The 15,872-nt window shown below is 68.2% G+C and carries 16 protein-coding genes; 3 read left to right on the forward strand and 13 right to left on the reverse strand.

Annotated elements, in window-relative coordinates; genetic code table 11:
* Nucleotides 1-80 precede the first annotated feature (80 nt).
* Nucleotides 81-893: a pseudouridine synthase gene (locus tag BUB76_RS13915; protein ID WP_073129407.1), complete on the reverse strand. Its 813-nt coding sequence runs from the start codon at nt 891-893 to the stop codon at nt 81-83.
* 28 nt (nt 894-921) lie between these two features.
* Between BUB76_RS13915 and BUB76_RS13920 the strand changes: the two genes are divergently transcribed.
* Nucleotides 922-1,377, forward strand: coding sequence for a nucleoside deaminase (locus BUB76_RS13920; RefSeq protein WP_236737926.1), 456 nt, complete (start codon nt 922-924; stop codon nt 1,375-1,377).
* 33 nt (nt 1,378-1,410) lie between these two features.
* Here the strand turns inward: BUB76_RS13920 and pobA are convergent, their stop codons facing one another.
* From pobA to BUB76_RS13940, 4 genes are read right to left on the reverse strand one after another with little or no spacing between them, the layout of a single operon-like run.
* Complete coding sequence (gene pobA, locus BUB76_RS13925; protein ID WP_073129409.1) at nt 1,411-2,595, reverse strand: 4-hydroxybenzoate 3-monooxygenase; 1,185 nt, start codon at nt 2,593-2,595, stop codon at nt 1,411-1,413.
* Between the two features lie 10 nt (nt 2,596-2,605).
* Complete coding sequence (locus BUB76_RS13930; protein WP_073129410.1) at nt 2,606-3,991, reverse strand: TRAP transporter large permease; 1,386 nt, start codon at nt 3,989-3,991, stop codon at nt 2,606-2,608.
* Nucleotides 3,981-4,493, reverse strand: coding sequence for a TRAP transporter small permease (locus tag BUB76_RS13935; RefSeq protein WP_073129411.1), 513 nt, complete (start codon nt 4,491-4,493; stop codon nt 3,981-3,983). The genes BUB76_RS13930 and BUB76_RS13935 overlap by 11 nt, the downstream gene beginning before the upstream one ends.
* A gap of 22 nt (nt 4,494-4,515) precedes the next feature.
* Nucleotides 4,516-5,553, reverse strand: coding sequence for a TRAP transporter substrate-binding protein (locus BUB76_RS13940; RefSeq protein ID WP_073129412.1), 1,038 nt, complete (start codon nt 5,551-5,553; stop codon nt 4,516-4,518).
* Nucleotides 5,554-5,688: 135 nt separating this feature from the next.
* Between BUB76_RS13940 and BUB76_RS13945 the strand changes: the two genes are divergently transcribed.
* Entirely contained in the window at nt 5,689-6,579 is an 891-nt protein-coding gene (locus tag BUB76_RS13945) for a helix-turn-helix domain-containing protein (protein ID WP_073129413.1), read from the forward strand.
* A gap of 7 nt (nt 6,580-6,586) precedes the next feature.
* On the opposite strand, the gene BUB76_RS13950 is transcribed toward BUB76_RS13945, so the two are convergent.
* The 4 genes from BUB76_RS13950 to BUB76_RS13965 form a co-directional block, all read right to left on the reverse strand.
* Complete coding sequence (locus tag BUB76_RS13950; RefSeq protein WP_073129414.1) at nt 6,587-9,658, reverse strand: efflux RND transporter permease subunit; 3,072 nt, start codon at nt 9,656-9,658, stop codon at nt 6,587-6,589.
* Nucleotides 9,655-10,737 carry an efflux RND transporter periplasmic adaptor subunit gene (locus BUB76_RS13955; RefSeq protein ID WP_084140673.1) on the reverse strand — a complete coding sequence of 361 codons (1,083 nt, stop codon included), beginning with the start codon at nt 10,735-10,737 and terminating at the stop codon, nt 9,655-9,657. The genes BUB76_RS13950 and BUB76_RS13955 overlap by 4 nt, the downstream gene beginning before the upstream one ends.
* Before the next feature lie 208 nt (nt 10,738-10,945).
* A complete protein-coding gene (locus BUB76_RS13960; protein WP_073129415.1) occupies nt 10,946-11,530 on the reverse strand; it encodes a transglycosylase SLT domain-containing protein in 585 nt (194 codons plus the stop codon).
* 84 nt (nt 11,531-11,614) lie between these two features.
* The gene (locus tag BUB76_RS13965) at nt 11,615-12,496 is read right to left on the reverse strand and encodes an AEC family transporter (protein WP_073129416.1); all 882 of its coding nucleotides are present in this window, start codon (nt 12,494-12,496) and stop codon (nt 11,615-11,617) included.
* Nucleotides 12,497-12,573: 77 nt separating this feature from the next.
* On the opposite strand from BUB76_RS13965, the gene hspQ reads away from it, so the two are divergent.
* Nucleotides 12,574-12,900 carry a heat shock protein HspQ gene (hspQ, locus tag BUB76_RS13970; protein ID WP_073129417.1) on the forward strand — a complete coding sequence of 109 codons (327 nt, stop codon included), beginning with the start codon at nt 12,574-12,576 and terminating at the stop codon, nt 12,898-12,900.
* On the opposite strand, the gene BUB76_RS13975 is transcribed toward hspQ, so the two are convergent.
* The 4 genes from BUB76_RS13975 to BUB76_RS13990 all read right to left on the reverse strand — a co-directional run bounded on the left by BUB76_RS13975 (nt 12,897) and on the right by BUB76_RS13990 (nt 15,859).
* On the reverse strand, nt 12,897-13,283 hold the full coding sequence (locus BUB76_RS13975; protein WP_073129418.1) for a rhodanese-like domain-containing protein: 387 nt from the start codon (nt 13,281-13,283) through the stop codon (nt 12,897-12,899). The two genes, hspQ and BUB76_RS13975, sit on opposite strands and share 4 nt — an antisense overlap.
* An 11-nt stretch (nt 13,284-13,294) precedes the next feature.
* Complete coding sequence (locus BUB76_RS13980; protein WP_073129419.1) at nt 13,295-14,872, reverse strand: gamma-glutamyltransferase family protein; 1,578 nt, start codon at nt 14,870-14,872, stop codon at nt 13,295-13,297.
* Between the two features lie 149 nt (nt 14,873-15,021).
* Nucleotides 15,022-15,501: an ATP-binding protein gene (locus tag BUB76_RS13985; protein ID WP_084140674.1), complete on the reverse strand. Its 480-nt coding sequence runs from the start codon at nt 15,499-15,501 to the stop codon at nt 15,022-15,024.
* The gene (locus BUB76_RS13990; RefSeq protein WP_073129420.1) at nt 15,491-15,859 is read right to left on the reverse strand and encodes an STAS domain-containing protein; all 369 of its coding nucleotides are present in this window, start codon (nt 15,857-15,859) and stop codon (nt 15,491-15,493) included. The genes BUB76_RS13985 and BUB76_RS13990 overlap by 11 nt, the downstream gene beginning before the upstream one ends.
* Between the last annotated feature and the right edge of the window lie 13 nt (nt 15,860-15,872).

Raw genomic sequence — 15,872 nt, forward strand, 5'->3', positions numbered from 1 at the left:
CTTGGCCGGACGACGGACGCCGGGCAAGCCTATGTCATTCAAATATGCAGGTTTCCGCCCGTTCAAAGGGGCGGGCCGCGTCAATCGCGCGAACGGGGACGCTGGGGACGGCGCTTGCGCTGCGGCTTGGGCTTGGCTTCGGCGAAGCCCTCGGTTCCGAGACCCAGCTGCTCGCGCAGCACGCGCGGCTTGACCTCCTCGACCGCCCCGGCCTTCAGGTCGTTCAGGCGGAAGGGGCCGTAGGACACGCGGATCAGGCGGTTCACGGGCAGGCCGATGGACTCCATCGCGCGGCGCACCTCGCGGTTCTTGCCCTCGCGGATGCCCACCGTGACCCAGGCATTGGCGCCCTGCTGGCGGTCCAGCGTCACGGTCATGGGCTGGAAGTGTTCGCCGTCCAGCGTCAGTCCCTTGCGCAGCGGCTCGAACGCGGCATCGTCCGGATTTCCCTTCACCCGGGCGCGGTACTTGCGCAGCCAGCCGGTCGACGGCAGCTCGAGCCGGCGCTTGATCTCGCCGTCGTTGGTCAGCAGCAACAGCCCCTCGGACGCGATGTCCAGCCGACCCACCGACAGCACGCGGGGCATGTCCTCGGGCAGGGCGTCGAACACGGTCTCGCGGCCCTTCTCGTCCCGGGTCGTGGTCACGAGGCCCGCGGGCTTGTGGTAGAGCCACAGGCGCGGGGCGGCCGGCGGCTCCAGCGCGTTGCCATCCACCGCGACACGGTCGGACGGCGTCACGTTCAGCGCGGGGCTGTCGATGGTCTTGCCGTTCACCGTCACGCGGCCGGCCGCGATCATCTCTTCCGCGCCGCGCCGCGAGGCGAGTCCGGCGCGCGCGATCACCTTGGCGATGCGGTCGCCGGCGGGGCTGTTTTTGTCGGGGCTTGCCATGGCCGAGCGATACGGCGATGGACGAAAGATGCAAAGCCCCTTTCTGAGCCACATGGACCAGGCGCTGGACCAGGCCCGCCGCGCCGGGGAGCGGGGCGAGGTGCCCGTGGGCGCCGTGGTGGTGGCACCGGATGGCCGCGTGCTGGCCGGGCGCGGGAACGAGACGCGGTCTTTGAACGACCCGTCTGCCCATGCCGAGGTGCAGGCCATCCGCGCCGCCTGCGCCGAAATGGGGGCCGAGCGGCTGGCGGGCTGCGATCTTTACGTCACGCTGGAGCCCTGCGCGGCCTGCGCCGGGGTGATTGCCGCCGCGCGCATCGCCCGGCTGTATTTCGGTGCGGCCGATCCGAAGTCCGGCGGCGTGATGCATGGCGCGCGGGTCTTCGCCCATCCGCAGGCCCACCACGCGCCCGAGATCTACGACGGGATCAGCGCGGCCGCCGCCGAGACGCTGCTGCGCGACTTCTTCCGCGCCCGTCGCTGACGGGGGCGGCGGCGGGGCGGTGGTCTGCCTTGCTCAGTCCAGCGGCAGGCCGACGTAGTTGTCGGCGATGGCCCGCGATGCGGCTTCGGAGGAGGACAGGAAGTCGAACTCCGCCCGCTGCATCCGCTTTTCGAAAGGCGAGTTCTCGGGGAATTGGTGCATCAGGGTCGACAGCTGCCACGAGAAGCGTTCGACCTTCCACACCCGCCGCAGGACCGTTTCGGAATAAGTGTCGATATGGTGGTCGTCCCCGTCGCGGAAATGGGCGATCAGCGCGCGCGACAGGATGCGGATGTCGGCCACGGCCAGGTTCAGCCCCTTGGCGCCGGTGGGCGGCACGATATGCGCGGCATCGCCCGCCAGGAACAGGTTGCCGTGGCGCATGGGCTCGGCCACGAAGGATCGCAGCGGCGCGATGGACTTCTCGAACGACGGCCCGGTTTCCAGTTTCGACGCGGCATCGGGACCCAGCCGCAGCGCCAGTTCCTCCCAGAACCGGTCGTCGGACCATTCGTCCACGTCGTCGGACAGGTCGCACTGCACGTAGTACCGGCTGCGCGTTTCCGACCGCATCGACGCCAGCGCGAAACCCCGCGCGTGGTTGGCGTAGATCAGCTCGTGGCTCACGGGCGGTCGTTCGACCATGACGCCCAGCCAGCCGAAGGGATAGACCCGCTCGAACGTCTTTAGCACGTCGGCGGGGATCGATTGCCGCGACACGCCGTGGAAGCCATCGCAGCCGGCGATGTAGTCGCATTCGACGACGATCTGGGCGCCGTCATGGGTGAAGGCGACCTTCGGCCTGTCCGAGGTGATGTCGACCGGCTTGGCGTCGGGCACGTCGAAGTAGAAGACCTGCCCCTCCTCGAAGCGCTTGTCGAACAGGTCCTTCGTCACTTCGGTCTGGCCGTAGACGGTCACCGATTTGCCGGTCAGCGCCTTGATGTCTATGCGGTGCCGGTCGCCGTCGAAGGCCAGGTCGAAGCCTTCGTGCGGCAGCCCCTCGCGGTGCAGGCGGTCGGCGACGCCGGCCTCCTCCAACGCGGTGACGGTGCCCTGTTCCAGCACGCCCGCGCGGATCCGGCCCTCGATATAGGCGCGATCGCGGCGGTCGATGACGACGGTGTCGATCCCCGCATTGGCCAGCAGTTGCGACAGCAGCAGACCGCTGGGCCCCGCGCCGATGATGCAGACTTGGGTCTTGACCGTTTGCGTCATGGGTAGGTCCTCATAGAACGGTTGTCAGGAACAGGGTCAGCGCCGGCACGAGGATCAGGATCGCCACGCGAACCAGCTCGATCGCGAAGAAGGGCGCCACGCCGCGGAAGATCGTGGCGATGCCCGTGTCGGGCGAGAACGACTTGATGACGAAGACATTCAGGCCCACGGGCGGCGTGATCAGCCCTAGCTCGACCACGATCAGCGCGAGGATCCCGAACCAGATGCGCAGGTCGGCATTGCTCATCCCGAAGGCCGCGGTGTCGGCGGTGACGTAATCGCCGCCGTTGATCTGGATCAGTACCGGCCAGAAGAACGGCACGACCACGAGGATCATCGACAGGCTTTCCATGAAGCAGCCCAGCACGATCAGGATCACCAGCATCGCCACCAGGATCAGGTAGGGATCGAGCGACGAGGCCGCGGCCCAGTCGCTCATCGCGGTGGGCAGGTTGGTGCGCGCGAAGAAGCCCTTCAGGATGTCGGCGGCGAACAGGATGAAGTAGATCATCGACGCGGTCTTGGCGGTCGCCAGGAGCGCGGCCTTCAGCCGCCCCAGCGTCAGGCCGTCATCGTTCGACAGCGCGCGCAACAGGATGCCGTAGACGAGGATCAGGAACACGCCGACCGCCGCCGCTGGCGTGGGCGTGAAGAGGCCCATCCCGAGCCCCAGGATGATGGACCCGAAGATCAGCCCCACGGGCAGAAGCCGGCGGATGGCGTGGCGCACCTCGGCGTCGGTCATGGCGGCGGGCGTGGGCGCCAGGTCGGGATTGCGGGCCAGCCGAAGGCGGATGACCACCAGGAAGAAGACGACCGCCAGCAGGCCGGGCACGATGGCCGCCTGGAACATGTCGATGATCGAGGCTTCGACCACGATGGCGTAGATCACCAGCGCGACGGAGGGCGGGATCAGGATGCCCAGCGTTCCGCCCGCGGCCAGCACGCCGGTCGACAGTCCCTCGTTGTACTTCAGCTTGCGCAGCTCGGGCAGGGCCACCCGGCTCATGGTCGAGGCGGTGGCGATGGACGATCCGCTCACGGCGCCGAAACCGGCGCAGGCCAGAATCGTCGCCATGGCCACGCCGCCCCGGATTTTCCGGGTCAGCGCGCTGAGACCCTGGAACAGGTCGCGGCTGAGTCCCGTCTCGGCTGCAAGGAACCCCATCAGCACGAAAAGCGGCACCACCGACAGGTCGTAATTGGCGACGCTGTTCCAGAGGGCCGTCTTGAACTGCAGCAGATAGGGGCCGAACTTGATGAAGGGCGACGCGAGGCTCAGGACCCACGTTCCGGCGATGCCGGTGATCAGCATCGCCAGCGCGACCGGGATCCGCAGCATGATCAGGATGAACAGCGCGACGATCCCGTAGGCGCCGATAAGCTCACGCTCCATCCCGCGCCTCGCCGGTCACGAAGGTTTCGAGAAAGGCGGCGATGGCCCACAGCACGCAGGAGACGACGGCGAAGGGCATGAAGATCCAGACCGGCCATCCCAGCACGGCGGTCTCCACGTTGTCCGACCGGGTTTCCAGCGTGCCCTGGACCAGCATCACCGCCATGGTGCCCGCGACCGCGATGACCAGAAGGCCCGACAGGACCGACACGACGCGGTTCGCCAGCGGCGGCGCCTTCTGCATGAAGATGTCCACGGCGGCGTGACCGCCGTGGAGCTGGCAATAGGGAAACATGGCCAAAGCGGCGACGCCCACCAGCATGGTCACCGCGTCCTCGTAACCCGGCAGGCCGGGGACGTTGCCGCCCCAGCTGCGCGCCACGGTGTTGGCGGTGAAGCCGATGGCGTTCACGGCGGTCGCCAGGACGATCACCAGGAGCAGCACGCCGCCAAGCAGCGCCCACAGGCTGATGACCCGCGAAAGCAGGGTACCCACGCGCATGTTTCCCCCTTGGTCGGGCTGGTTACTCCGAGTGCTCGGCGACCGCGGCCTTGGCCTTTTCCAGCAGGGCCGCGGCGTCGATGCCCTGTCCGGTCGCCTCGTCGACCCAACGCTGGGCGACGGCGGCGAAGGGCTCTTCGAACGCGGCGGTGGCCTCGGCGTCGAGCGCGACGACGCTGTTGCCCGCGTCCCGCGCCATCTGCTTGCCCACCGGCTCGATCTCGTTCCAGGCCGTGCCCATCTCGGCGGCCAGCGCGGCGCCGGAGTGATCGTCGATCACCTGCTTCAGGTCATCGGGCAGCGACTCGTAGGCGTCCTTGTTCATGGCGAACAGGAAGGTCGAGGTGCCGAAGCGCGCGCCCTCGTTCAGCTCGACCGAGGCCGAGGTCAGCTCGGCCAGGCCCAGCGGGATCGCCACCTCGAACGGGACGAGCCCCGCGTCGACGGTGTTCTTCGACAGCGCCTGCGGCAGGGCGGGGACCGGCATGCCCACCGGCTCGGCGCCCAGCGCCTCGAGCACCCAGGCGCCCGTGCGCGACGGGCTGCGGACCTTCAGACCTTCGAAATCGGCGGCGGACTCGACCATGCCGTTCGCCAGGTGCAGCGCGTTGCCGGAATGGACGTGGACCAGGATCGGGTGCACGTCTTCGAAATCGGCGGCCAGGTCGTCCATCATGTCCTGGATGGCGAGGTTTGTCGCACGCGCGTCGCCCACGTGGACGCTGGGCAGTTCGAACACCTCGGTGCGGGGGAAGGTCCCCGGGGTATAGCCCGGCAGCGTCCAGACGAGGTCGGCCACGCCGTCGCGCACCTGGCTGTAAAGCTCCGGCGGGGCACCGCCCAGCGACATGGCCGGGAAGATCTCGAACTGGATGCGCCCGTCCGACGCTTCTTCGACCGACTGGACCCACGGCTCCAGCAGGACGGTCTGCGTGGGCGCGGCGGGGCTCAGGAAATGGTGGATCGAGAACGTGAAGTCCTGCGCCTGCGCCCCGGTGGACAGCGCGAGGGCCGCCAGGGTGGACGAGGTGCCTGCAAGAAATGTGGCCAGTCGTGACATGAAATCCTCCCGATTAGTGTCAGCTTGGCTCATACCATAGCGGTTCGGGCGTGTAACGATATGGACCGACGAAACAATCTCTTGCACTATCCGATCATGTCGAGCCCAATTGATCCAGATCAAGGACACGCGCACATGGCGCCCGGTCGTGCCGTTCCCAGCTTTGATTTGTACGGCGAATGGCTGTCCGGCAGGCATACCGACCCCGTCCACCACGAGACCATCCGCGAACGCAGCAGCCAGCACGACTGGACAATTCGACTTCATCGGCACCGGGCACTGGCGCAGGTTTTCCTGTTCCGCACCGACACCGTGTCCTTCCGGGTCGAGGACGCGGCGCGCAGCACGGCCGAGCCTCACATCCTGTTCGTCCCGCCGGGCATCGCGCACGGCTTTCGCTTCAGGGAGGACGTGGACGGCGACGTGCTGAGCTTTCGCGTGGACGAGCTCGGGCCGGCCGTGTCGGACCTGCTGCGCCGGCCGGCGCTGAAGGCGGCGGGCATCCTGCCGCAGGCCGCTTTTCCCGATTTCGCGCACACCGCGTCGCTCTTCGATCAGGTCCGGCACGTCTATCACGGCATGGCCCCGGGGCGGTCCGACCTGCTGGCGGCGCTGACGCAGCTGATCTTGGCCTACGTCTCGGGCGGCCTTCGCCAAGTGCAATCCGTCGGCGCGATCAGCCGGACCGACGGCCCGACCCGGCACGAGGCGCGGGCCGAGGCTTTCTGCGCGCTGGTCGAGACGCATTTCAACGAGGATCTGGCGGTCGGCGACTACGCGGCGATGCTAGACATCTCGGCCCCGCATCTCACGCGGCTCTGCCGCGCGGCGCTGGGCCTTTCGCCGAACGAACTGGTGCGCCAGCGCCGCCTGCTCGAAGCGATGCGGCTGCTGGAATACACGCGGCTGTCGGTCGCCGAGATCGCGCATCGCTCGGGCTTCCAGGATCCGGTCTTCTTCAGCCGGACCTTTCGCCGTGCGCAGGGCGTGCCGCCCACGAGCTACCGCGAACAGCGCGACCGGTGACGCGCGCTCAGGCCGGTTCGGGCGTGGCGCGGGTGTCCTCGCTCCGCTCGTCCTCGCGGTCCCGTTGCAGCAGGTCGTACAGCACCGGCGTCAGGAACAGCGTCAGGATCGACGCGGCCATGAAGCCGCCGATGATGACGATGCCGATGGAAAACCGGCTGGCCGCGCCTGCGCCCGACGACAGCACCAGCGGCACCGCGCCCAGAACCGTGGACATCACCGTCATCAGGATCGGGCGCAGGCGCACGGCCGAGGCCTCGATCACCGCCTCGCGCACGTCCTTGCCGCGCGCGCGCAGCTGGTTCGCGAACTCGACGATCAGGATGCCGTTCTTCGCCATCAACCCGATCAGCATGACCATCCCCACCTGCGTGTAGATGTTCACCGCCTCGCCCAGCACGAATAGTGTCACCAGGGCCCCCGCCGCGGCGAGCGGCACCGAGAGCAGGATGACCACCGGCTGGATGAAGCTTTCGAACTGCGCGGCGAGGACCAGGAACACGATCAGGATCGCCAGCCCGAAGGTCAGCGCGATACCGCCCGAGGTCTCCTGGAAGCTTTCGGCCTGCCCGGAATAGGCGATCTGCATCTGCGGGGGCAGGTCGGCGGCGATCTCCTCGACCGACGCGATGGCCGAGCCCAGGTCGACCCCGTCGGCCAGCGACGCCGAGACCTCGACGCTGGGCTGGCGGTTGTAGCGGTTGAAGGCGCGGACCGACGCCCGCCGCTCCAGCGTGACAAGACCGTCCAGCGGCACCAGCTCGCCGTTCTCGGCCCGCACGTTCACGTTGGTCAGGTCGCTGGTGCGCGCGCGGCGCTCTTCCGGCGCTTGCAGGATCACCGGGTACTGCCGGTCGCGCGAGATGAACTCGGTCACCTCGGCCGAGGCGAAGAAGGTGCGCACCGCGTCCGAGATCATGCGCACGTCGACGCCGATCTCGCGCGCCATCTCGCGGTTGACCTTGATGTCGTAACCGGGCGTGTTGACCTCGTAGGCGCGGCGCACGCCGACGAAATCGGAATTGCCGCGCATGGCATCGGCCATCTGGCGCGAATACTCCGCCGCCTGGTCGAAGCTGGGCGCGGTGACGATCAGCGACAGGCCCGATCCGCTGCCAGCGTCGAAGCCCGAGGGCGCGAAGCTGCGCACGCTGGCCGCGGTGATCTGCGCGAATTCCGGCCGCAGCTCGGCCAGCACGTCGCGCGGGCCCATGTCCCGTTCGCCCCAGGGCGCCATCACGGCCACCACGAAGGCGCGCCCGGTCTCGCCGTACTGGCCGACGATGGCGATCGTGTCCTTGACGATCCCGTCCTCGCGGTAGGGGGCGATCAGGGCCTCGACCTCGTCCACGGCGGCGTCGGTCAGACCAAGGGCTGAGCCCGGCGGGGCCTGCACCGACACGAAGAAGATCCCCCGGTCCGCGTCGGGCGTCAGCTTGGACGGCAATTGCTGGTAGAGGGTCCACGACATGCCCGACAGCGCGGCGGCGATGCCGAGGACGATCACCGGCACGCGGATCGCGCGGGTCAGCAGGCTTCGGTAGCCGTTCGAGGTGCGCCGCGTTATGCCCTGCACGATGCGGGCGAACCGGCCCTGGTTGCCGTCGGCCTTCAGCACGCGGCTGGCGATGACCGGGCACAGGGTCAGCGCCACGAAGGTCGACAGCGCCACGGCGATGGCCAGCGTGATGCCGAATTCGCGGAAGAGCTTGCCCAATTCGCCCTGCAAGAAAGACAGGGGCACGAAGACCGAGATCAGCACCGCCGACGTGGACACTACGGCGAAGAAAACCTCGTTCGCGCCGCGCCGAGCAGCCTCCTGCGGCGGATCGCCTTCCTCGACGCGCCGTTCGATGTTCTCCAGCACCACGATGGCGTCGTCGACCACCAGCCCGATGGCAAGGATCAGTGCGAACAGCGTCAGCGTGTTGATCGAAAATCCGGCAGCCGCGATGCCCGCACACGCGCCCAGCAGCGCGATGGGGATGGTGACCGCCGGAACGATGGTGGCGCGGACCGAGGTGAGGAACAGGAAGATCACCGCGACGACGATGGCGACGGAAATGGCCAGGGTGGTCAGCACCTGCCGGATCGAGTTCCGGATGAAATCGGCGTCGTCCGACGTGACCTGCAACTGCGTTCCGCCCGGCAGGCTGTCGCTGATCTCGTCCACCTCGGCGCGGACGGCATCCGAGATCGACAGCGTGTTGGCCGAGGATTGGCGCAGGACGCCAAGCCCGATGGCGGTCTCCTCGTTCGCGCGAAACGTGCTGTCATCGTTCTCGGTCCCGATCTCGACGCGGGTGACGTCGCCCAGCAGGACGCGCCCGTCCTCGTCGGACCGCACGATCAGGTCCTCGAAGGCGTCGACGTTCGACAGCCGTGTTTCGGTGCGCAAAAGGTAGGTGCGCGAGGCGGACTCAAGCTGGCCGGCGGGCAGTTCCAGGTTGTTGGCGCGCAGCGCGTCGGCGATTTCGTTCGCGGTCACGCCACGGGACGCCATCGCGTCCGGGTCCAGCCAGATGCGCATGGCGTAGGGTCGGTCACCGTAGATCTGCACGGCGGCGACGCCGGACAGCGTTTCCAGCCGGTCGGTGATGAAACGGTCGGCATAGTCGGTCAGTTCGGGCGCAGACAGCGTGTCCGACGTCATGGTCATCCAGATGATCGGGTCGCCCTGGCTGTCGTTCTTCTCGACCTCGGGCTCGTCGGCCTCGGCCGGCAGGTCGCCGGAAACGGATTGCACCGCGGCCCGGATATCGGCCGCGGCCTGGTCGATGTCGCGGCCCTGCTGGAAGGTGATCACCGTGCGAAGGCCGCCAAGTTCGGACTCGGTCGATATGCTGTCGATGCCCGCCACGGACGAGATCGCGCCCTCGATCACGGTGGCAAGCTCGCTATCGACGACGCCCGGACCGGCGCCGGTATAGGGCACGCTGACCGTGACCTCGGCGGTCGTGGTGTTGGGCAATTCGCGGATCGGCATCCGCATCAGGCCGGCGATGCCCACCACGATGATCAGGATCGAGATGACGGTGGCCAGGACGGGCCGGCGGATGGAAAGATCGGGAAGGGTCAATTCAGCGCCTCCCGCTCGAAATCTTCATCGATCTCGACCGTGGCGCCGTCCGACAGGTTGTCCCACCCCGCCACGACCACGCGGTCGTCGGTGTCGAGCCCTTCGCGGATTTCGGTGAGGGCGCCGACGGAGTTCCCGGTCTCGACCTCGGTGCGGCGGGCCGTCTCGTCATCGACGGTGAAGACGTATGTGCTCAGACCTTCGCTGATGATCGCGTCATCGGGGATCGCCGTGGCGTCGTAGCGGTCCAGCACCAGCCGGGCGTTGGCGAACATGCCGCCCACCAGTTGGCGATCCGGGTTCTCGAAGGTCGCGCGGATGTCGAAGTTCCGGGTGCCGAGGCTGACCTCGCTGGCCTTCACGTCGATCTGGCCCTCGAACGTCGTGTCGGGGAAGGCGGGCGTCGACATCACTACAGTCTGGCCCGCCTGCACGCGGCTGAAATACCGCTCGGGCAGGGAGGCCTCGAGCTCGACCGAGCTCAGGTCGAACAGGTTGGCGACCGTGGTTTCGGTCGAGAGGAAAGCGCCGGGTTCCACGTCCAGCAGGCCCAGCGTTCCGGCGAAGGGCGCGGTGACGGTCCGATCCTCGAGCGCGGCTTCGGCGGCGCCCAGCGCGGCCTCGGCCCGCAGGAAGGCGGCGCGGGCCTGTTCGACCTGCGCCTCGGCGGCGGCGTTGCTGTCGCCCAGCTGTTCGAACCGCTGGAAATCGCTGCGCGCCTCGCCCAGCGTCGCTTCGGCCTCGGCCACCGCCGCGCGCTGGGACCGGTCGTCCAGCTGGATCAGCCGTTGCCCGGCCCCGACCGTGTCGCCGGAGGATACCAGAACCTCGGTCACACGGCCGGCAGAGGCCGGCGTCAGCTCGACCATCCGGATCGCGCGGAGCGTGCCGACGGCCTTGACGTCCTCTTCGACCTCGACCCGTTCGGGGGATGCCAGGCCCACGCGCGTCGCCGACGGCCCGGACCGGCCGCCCTCGCTCGCCTGCAATGACATGAGACGTTCGGTGCCCCAGACGCCGGCGAAGCCGCACGCCACGACAAGGGCAAGCCCCAGCAGAACCTTGAATATCTTCCCCACGTGTTCGTCCTCCGTCGCAACGCGGGCGCCGGGGCGCCCGCGAGTTCACATCGGTTTGCGCAGGGTCAACTCGGATGGTCGGAAGAAGGTGGCGCCACAGCGACAATTGGCCACGTTAGCGGGCGTGAGAGGCCATCGCGGCAGGCACCGACCCGTGCGATCCGCCTGCCGGGCGGACCATGCGGGTCGCGATCGGGCCGAGCCGGTCTCAGATCTTGCGGCAGGCTCTCAGCTGGTCCTCGTAGCGGACGGCGCGGCGGGCCACCCGGTCGGACACTTCCAGCAGCCAAGGCTTGGCGTTGTAGCTGCCGCGGGAATAGCCCGTGCGCCCCTCGTGATAGGCCAGGTACTGGTTGCGCGCGTCGCCGCGGCTGATGCCGAGACGCTTGGTGGTCTGGTCCATGTACCAGCCCATGAAATCGGTCGCGTCGTCGATGTCGTCGCGCTTGGCCCGGCGGCGGCCGGTCTCGGCCTTGTATTCGTCCCAAGTGCCGTCCAGCGCCTGGCTGTAGCCATAGGCCGAGCTCTGGCGGCCCATGGGGATCACACCAAGCGCATAGCGCAGCGGCGTGCGGGCGTTGCCGATGAACTTGCTCTCCTGGTGGATGGTCGCCATCTGCACGGGCACCGGGATGCCATAGCGCCGTTCGGTGCGGCGCATGGCGCGCAGGTAATGGGGCCGTTCGTCCACGATGGCGCACGCGTTGTCGAGGTTTCGGGGCGCAGTCCGTTCGCTGCTGCCGCATCCCGCGACGAACACCAAAAGGATCAGGGCGCGGAGGGATCTGCTCATCTGCCGCTCGTTTGTTGTTTTGTGCCTGTTTTTCTTTTCAGGTTAGCCCAAACGCGCCGCCCGATAAACAGGGAAGGCGCCCGGTCAGATCACGAAAGCGAGGACCAGAGGCAGCGTGAGCACGCTGAGCGTCGTGCTGACCACGACCAGCGACGCCACCGCGTCGGCATCGGCCCCGTATTTCGCCGCCAGCAGGTAGGACGTGACCGCCACGGGCGTGGCGACCTGCAGGATCAGCACGGCCAGTGCCACGGGCGGCAGTCCGAACCATGCGCCGGTGGCCCAGGCCAGCCCGATGCAGGCCACGGCCTTCAGGACCGACAGGACCAGCGGCATCCCCAGGCTCTTGGGGCTGAGACGCGCCACGGCCACGCCCAGCGTGATCAGCATGAGCGGGATCGCCAACTGCCCGATCAAATCCAGCGTGTTGGTCAGGAAAGTCGGCGTCTGCCAGTCCTGCCACAGGAACAGCGCGCCCAGCAGCGTGCCCCAGACCAGCGGCTCTTTCAGGGCCTTGAGGGGCGATCCGCCGCCCGCCACCATCCAGATCCCGATGGTGAAGGAATAGATCGCCATGATGGCGAAGACGACCACGGCATAGCCCAGCCCCTCGGCGCCGAAGGCGAACAGCGCCAGCGGCAGGCCGAGGTTGCCGGTATTGCCGAAGATCAGCGGGGCGAGATAGGTCCGCATGTCCAGACGGAACACCGCCACCAGCGCCAGCATCGCGGCGGTGACCGCCGCGTAGGCCACGACCGTGGCCAGCGACAGGGTTGTCAGCGCGGCGGGCGGGATCTCGGTCTCCATCAGGGCCACGAAGATCAGGCACGGTATCGACAGGGTCATCGCCATGCGGGTGACGAACTCGATCTGGTAGTCGAAGCCCATCCGCACCCAGACGAAACCGATGATGGCCAGGAAAAAGACGGGCGCGACGACTTCGCCCACTGTCAGGATCAAATGCACAGTGTGTTTCTCCCGAAACCGGCCAGATTGTTTGCCAAGACCGGGCACCTTCCATATGTTCGCAAGCGGAGGGCCAGATGCTGAGTACACGTGCGCGTTATCACCTTGGGCAGATCGTCCGCCACCGGAAACATCCGTTCCGGGGGGTCGTTTTCGACGTCGATCCCAAGTTCAACAACACCGAGGAATGGTACGAATCCATCCCCGAGGAAGCCCGTCCCGCGAAGGACCAGCCCTATTACCACCTGCTGGCCGAGAACGAGCAGAGCTATTACGTGGCCTACGTGTCCGAGCAGAACCTGATCGCGGATTACTCGGGCGAACCCGTGGGGCACCCGGACCTGCCCGACCTGTTCGGTGACATCGAAGACGGCACCTACCCGCTGCAATTCGCGATGAACTAGGCCTGCTCGACCGGCAGGCCGGCGTCTTTCCACGCGGAAAAGCCGCCGTCCATCTCGGCCACATTCTCGACACCCATGTCCTGCAACGTCTTGGCCGCGAGGGCCGAGCGCCAGGCCGACGCGCAGAACAGCACGATGCGCTTGTCGGTGGCGAAGTCTGGCTTGTGATAGGGGCTTTCGGGGTCGACCCAGAATTCCAGCATGCCGCGCGGCGCGTGCAGCGCGCCGGGGATGCGGCCCGTCTTGGCCAGCTCGCGCACGTCGCGGATATCGACCAACAGGGCGCGCCCGGCATCGGCCTCGGCGCGGGCGTCCTCCAGGCTCAGCGTGGTGATCTGGCCCTTGGCGGCGCGCACCAGGTCTGCGACGGGGGTAATCGGCATCGCGTGTCTCCTCAGTAGCCCAGGGCGCAGCCATCCTTGCGCGGATCGGAGGCGCCTTCCAGCACGCCGCTGTCATCGATGCGAATGGTCTGCGCGCCGCCGATGGCGACCTCGGGGCGGCTGACGGCGTGCCCGCGGCGGGCCAGTTCGTCATAGACCTCGGGCGAATAGCCGTTCTCGACCTTCATGTCGCCCGCGTCGCTGAAGCTGCGCGCGGTGTCGATGGCCTGCTGCGGGTGCATCCCGAAATCGGCGATGTTGCTGACGAAACGGGCGTGGCCGTTCGCCTGGTAGGCGCCGCCCATGACGCCGAAGGGCATCAGCAGCTTGCCGTCCCGCTTCAGCATCGCGGGGATGATCGTGTGCATGGGCCGCTTGCCGCCGGCGGCTTCGTTCGGGTGCCCCTCCTCGAGCGAGAAGCCCGAGCCACGGTTCTGCATCAGGATGCCGAACTTGTCGGACGCGATGCCCGACCCGAAGCTGTTGAAGATCGAGTAGATCAGCGACACCGCCATGCGGTCGCGGTCGACCACGGTGATGTAGATCGTGTCCTTGTGCACGTTCTCGGACACCCGCGCCGGGGCGTCCATCGCACGCTCCATGTCGATGAGGGCCGCCAGCTTCCGGGCCGTGTCCATCGACAGCAGGTGGTCGGTGCGGGTCATGTGATCGGGGTCGGCGATGAAGCGGTTGCGCGCGTCATAGGCCAGCTTGGACGCCTCGGCCTCCACATGGGCGCGGTCGGCGCCCAGGGGGTCCATGGAGGCGATGTCGAAGTGGGACAGGATGTTGCACAGCAGGATGGCCGCCGCGCCCTGTCCGTTCGGCGGATGCTCGACCAGCTCATAGCCGCGATACTGCCCGCTGATCGGGGTCACGTAGTCCGACGTGCAGGCGGCGAAATCGTCCAGCGTGTGGGTGCCGCCCATGGCGCGCAGGCTGTCGACCATGTCCTCGGCCACTTCGCCTTCGTAGAAGGCGTCGCGCCCGTCCATGGCGATGCGGCGCAGAACCTCGGCCTGTTTCGGCGAGCGGAACAGCTGGCCCGGCGCGGGGGCCTTGCCGTCCAGAAGATAGTCGTCGCGCGCCACCCCTTGCAGCGTGTCGACCGCGAGCCCCCAGTCGAAGGCCACGCGCGGGGCCACGGGGATGCCGGCCTCGGCGTAGTGGATGGCGGGGGCGAGACATGCCGCCAGCCCGGCGCGCCCGTGATCGGCCGACAGGCGGCAGAAGGCGTCGATCGCGCCCGGCACGGTGACGGCGTGGGGGCTGGTGGCGGACAGGGTGTCCATGCCCTGCGCCCGAAGATCCGCCGCCGACAGGCCGGCCGGGGCCCGGCCCGAGCCGTTCAGCGCCACGATCTCGTCGCTGTCGCCGCGCTTGACCAGCGCGAACAGGTCGCCGCCGATGCCGGTCATCTGCGGCTCGGCGATGCCCAGCAGCACGGCGCCGGCGATGGCGGCGTCCACGGCGTTGCCGCCGGATTCGAGAACCTGGATCGCGACCTTCGAGGCCAGCGGGTGCGACGTCGCGCACATCCCGTTCGTGGCATAGACCGCCGAGCGGCCCGGCAAGTGAAAGTCCCGCATCCTGAAGCACCCCCTACGTTGCGTCATGTTCGTGTCGCGGGCAATCTAGCCGCTGCGACAGGAATGACCAGACGGGCTGTCCCGACACGATACGGTTTGCGCTACCGGTCCGCCGCGCCGCGCGCTTCGGTGCGCTTTGGCGGCCGGGCTCATGCGGCTTGCACGACCGGCAGTCGGAAGCGCAGGCGGTTGCGCCGCCCCGCGCGGACGTAGTCCAGGTCACTGACAAGCGACTTGATCAGCAGCCAGCCGAACCCGCCCTGGGGCGCGTCGGCCGGTTCGGGTCTTGGCGGGTCGGGCACAAGCCCCCGGGGCAGGGGCGCGCCGTCGTCCAGGGTCTGGCAGGACAGCGCGCCGTTGCGCAGGTCGACCCGTAGCTCGATGCGCCCGGACGGCACGTCCGCGTAGGCGTGTTCGACGATATTGTTCATGACTTCGGCCAGGACCAGCTCGAGCGACTGGATCGTGTCGCGCGACAGCCGCAGCGGGGCCAGCGCACCCAGCGTCACCGCGAGCGCCGCACGCACCGTCCGGGGCGAGCCGTCCAGCACCACCCGCACGCCATCATCGGAATAGGCGCAGTCGATGGGTCCTTCGCGCACCGGCCAGCGCCCCTGGTCAGACGGCATGGTGATGAACGGCCTGTGCAGGGTCGACCGCCGTCTCCTCCGCCCCCGGTGCGCGGGCGTGGATCGTGAACAGCGTGTCCATCCGTGTCAGCCGGAACACCTGTGCCACGGCATCGCGCAGCCCAGCGAGTTCCAGGACCTGGTGAGGCGGCATCATCTTGTGCACGCCGATCACGGCGCCCAGGCCCGAGCTGTCCATGAAATCGACGCGGGCGAGGTCCAGCACGACCCGGCCCCGCGCCCCGGCGCTGGCCGCGCGCACGGCGTCCTTGAATTGCACGGCCACGGCGGCGTCCAGGCGACGTTCGTGAACCCGCAGCACGGTGGCGTCCTCGGTCTGGTGGGTGTCGATGATCATGCGCTCCGCGCCC

The organism is Palleronia salina (assembly GCF_900141995.1).
Classification (GTDB): domain Bacteria; phylum Pseudomonadota; class Alphaproteobacteria; order Rhodobacterales; family Rhodobacteraceae; genus Palleronia; species Palleronia salina.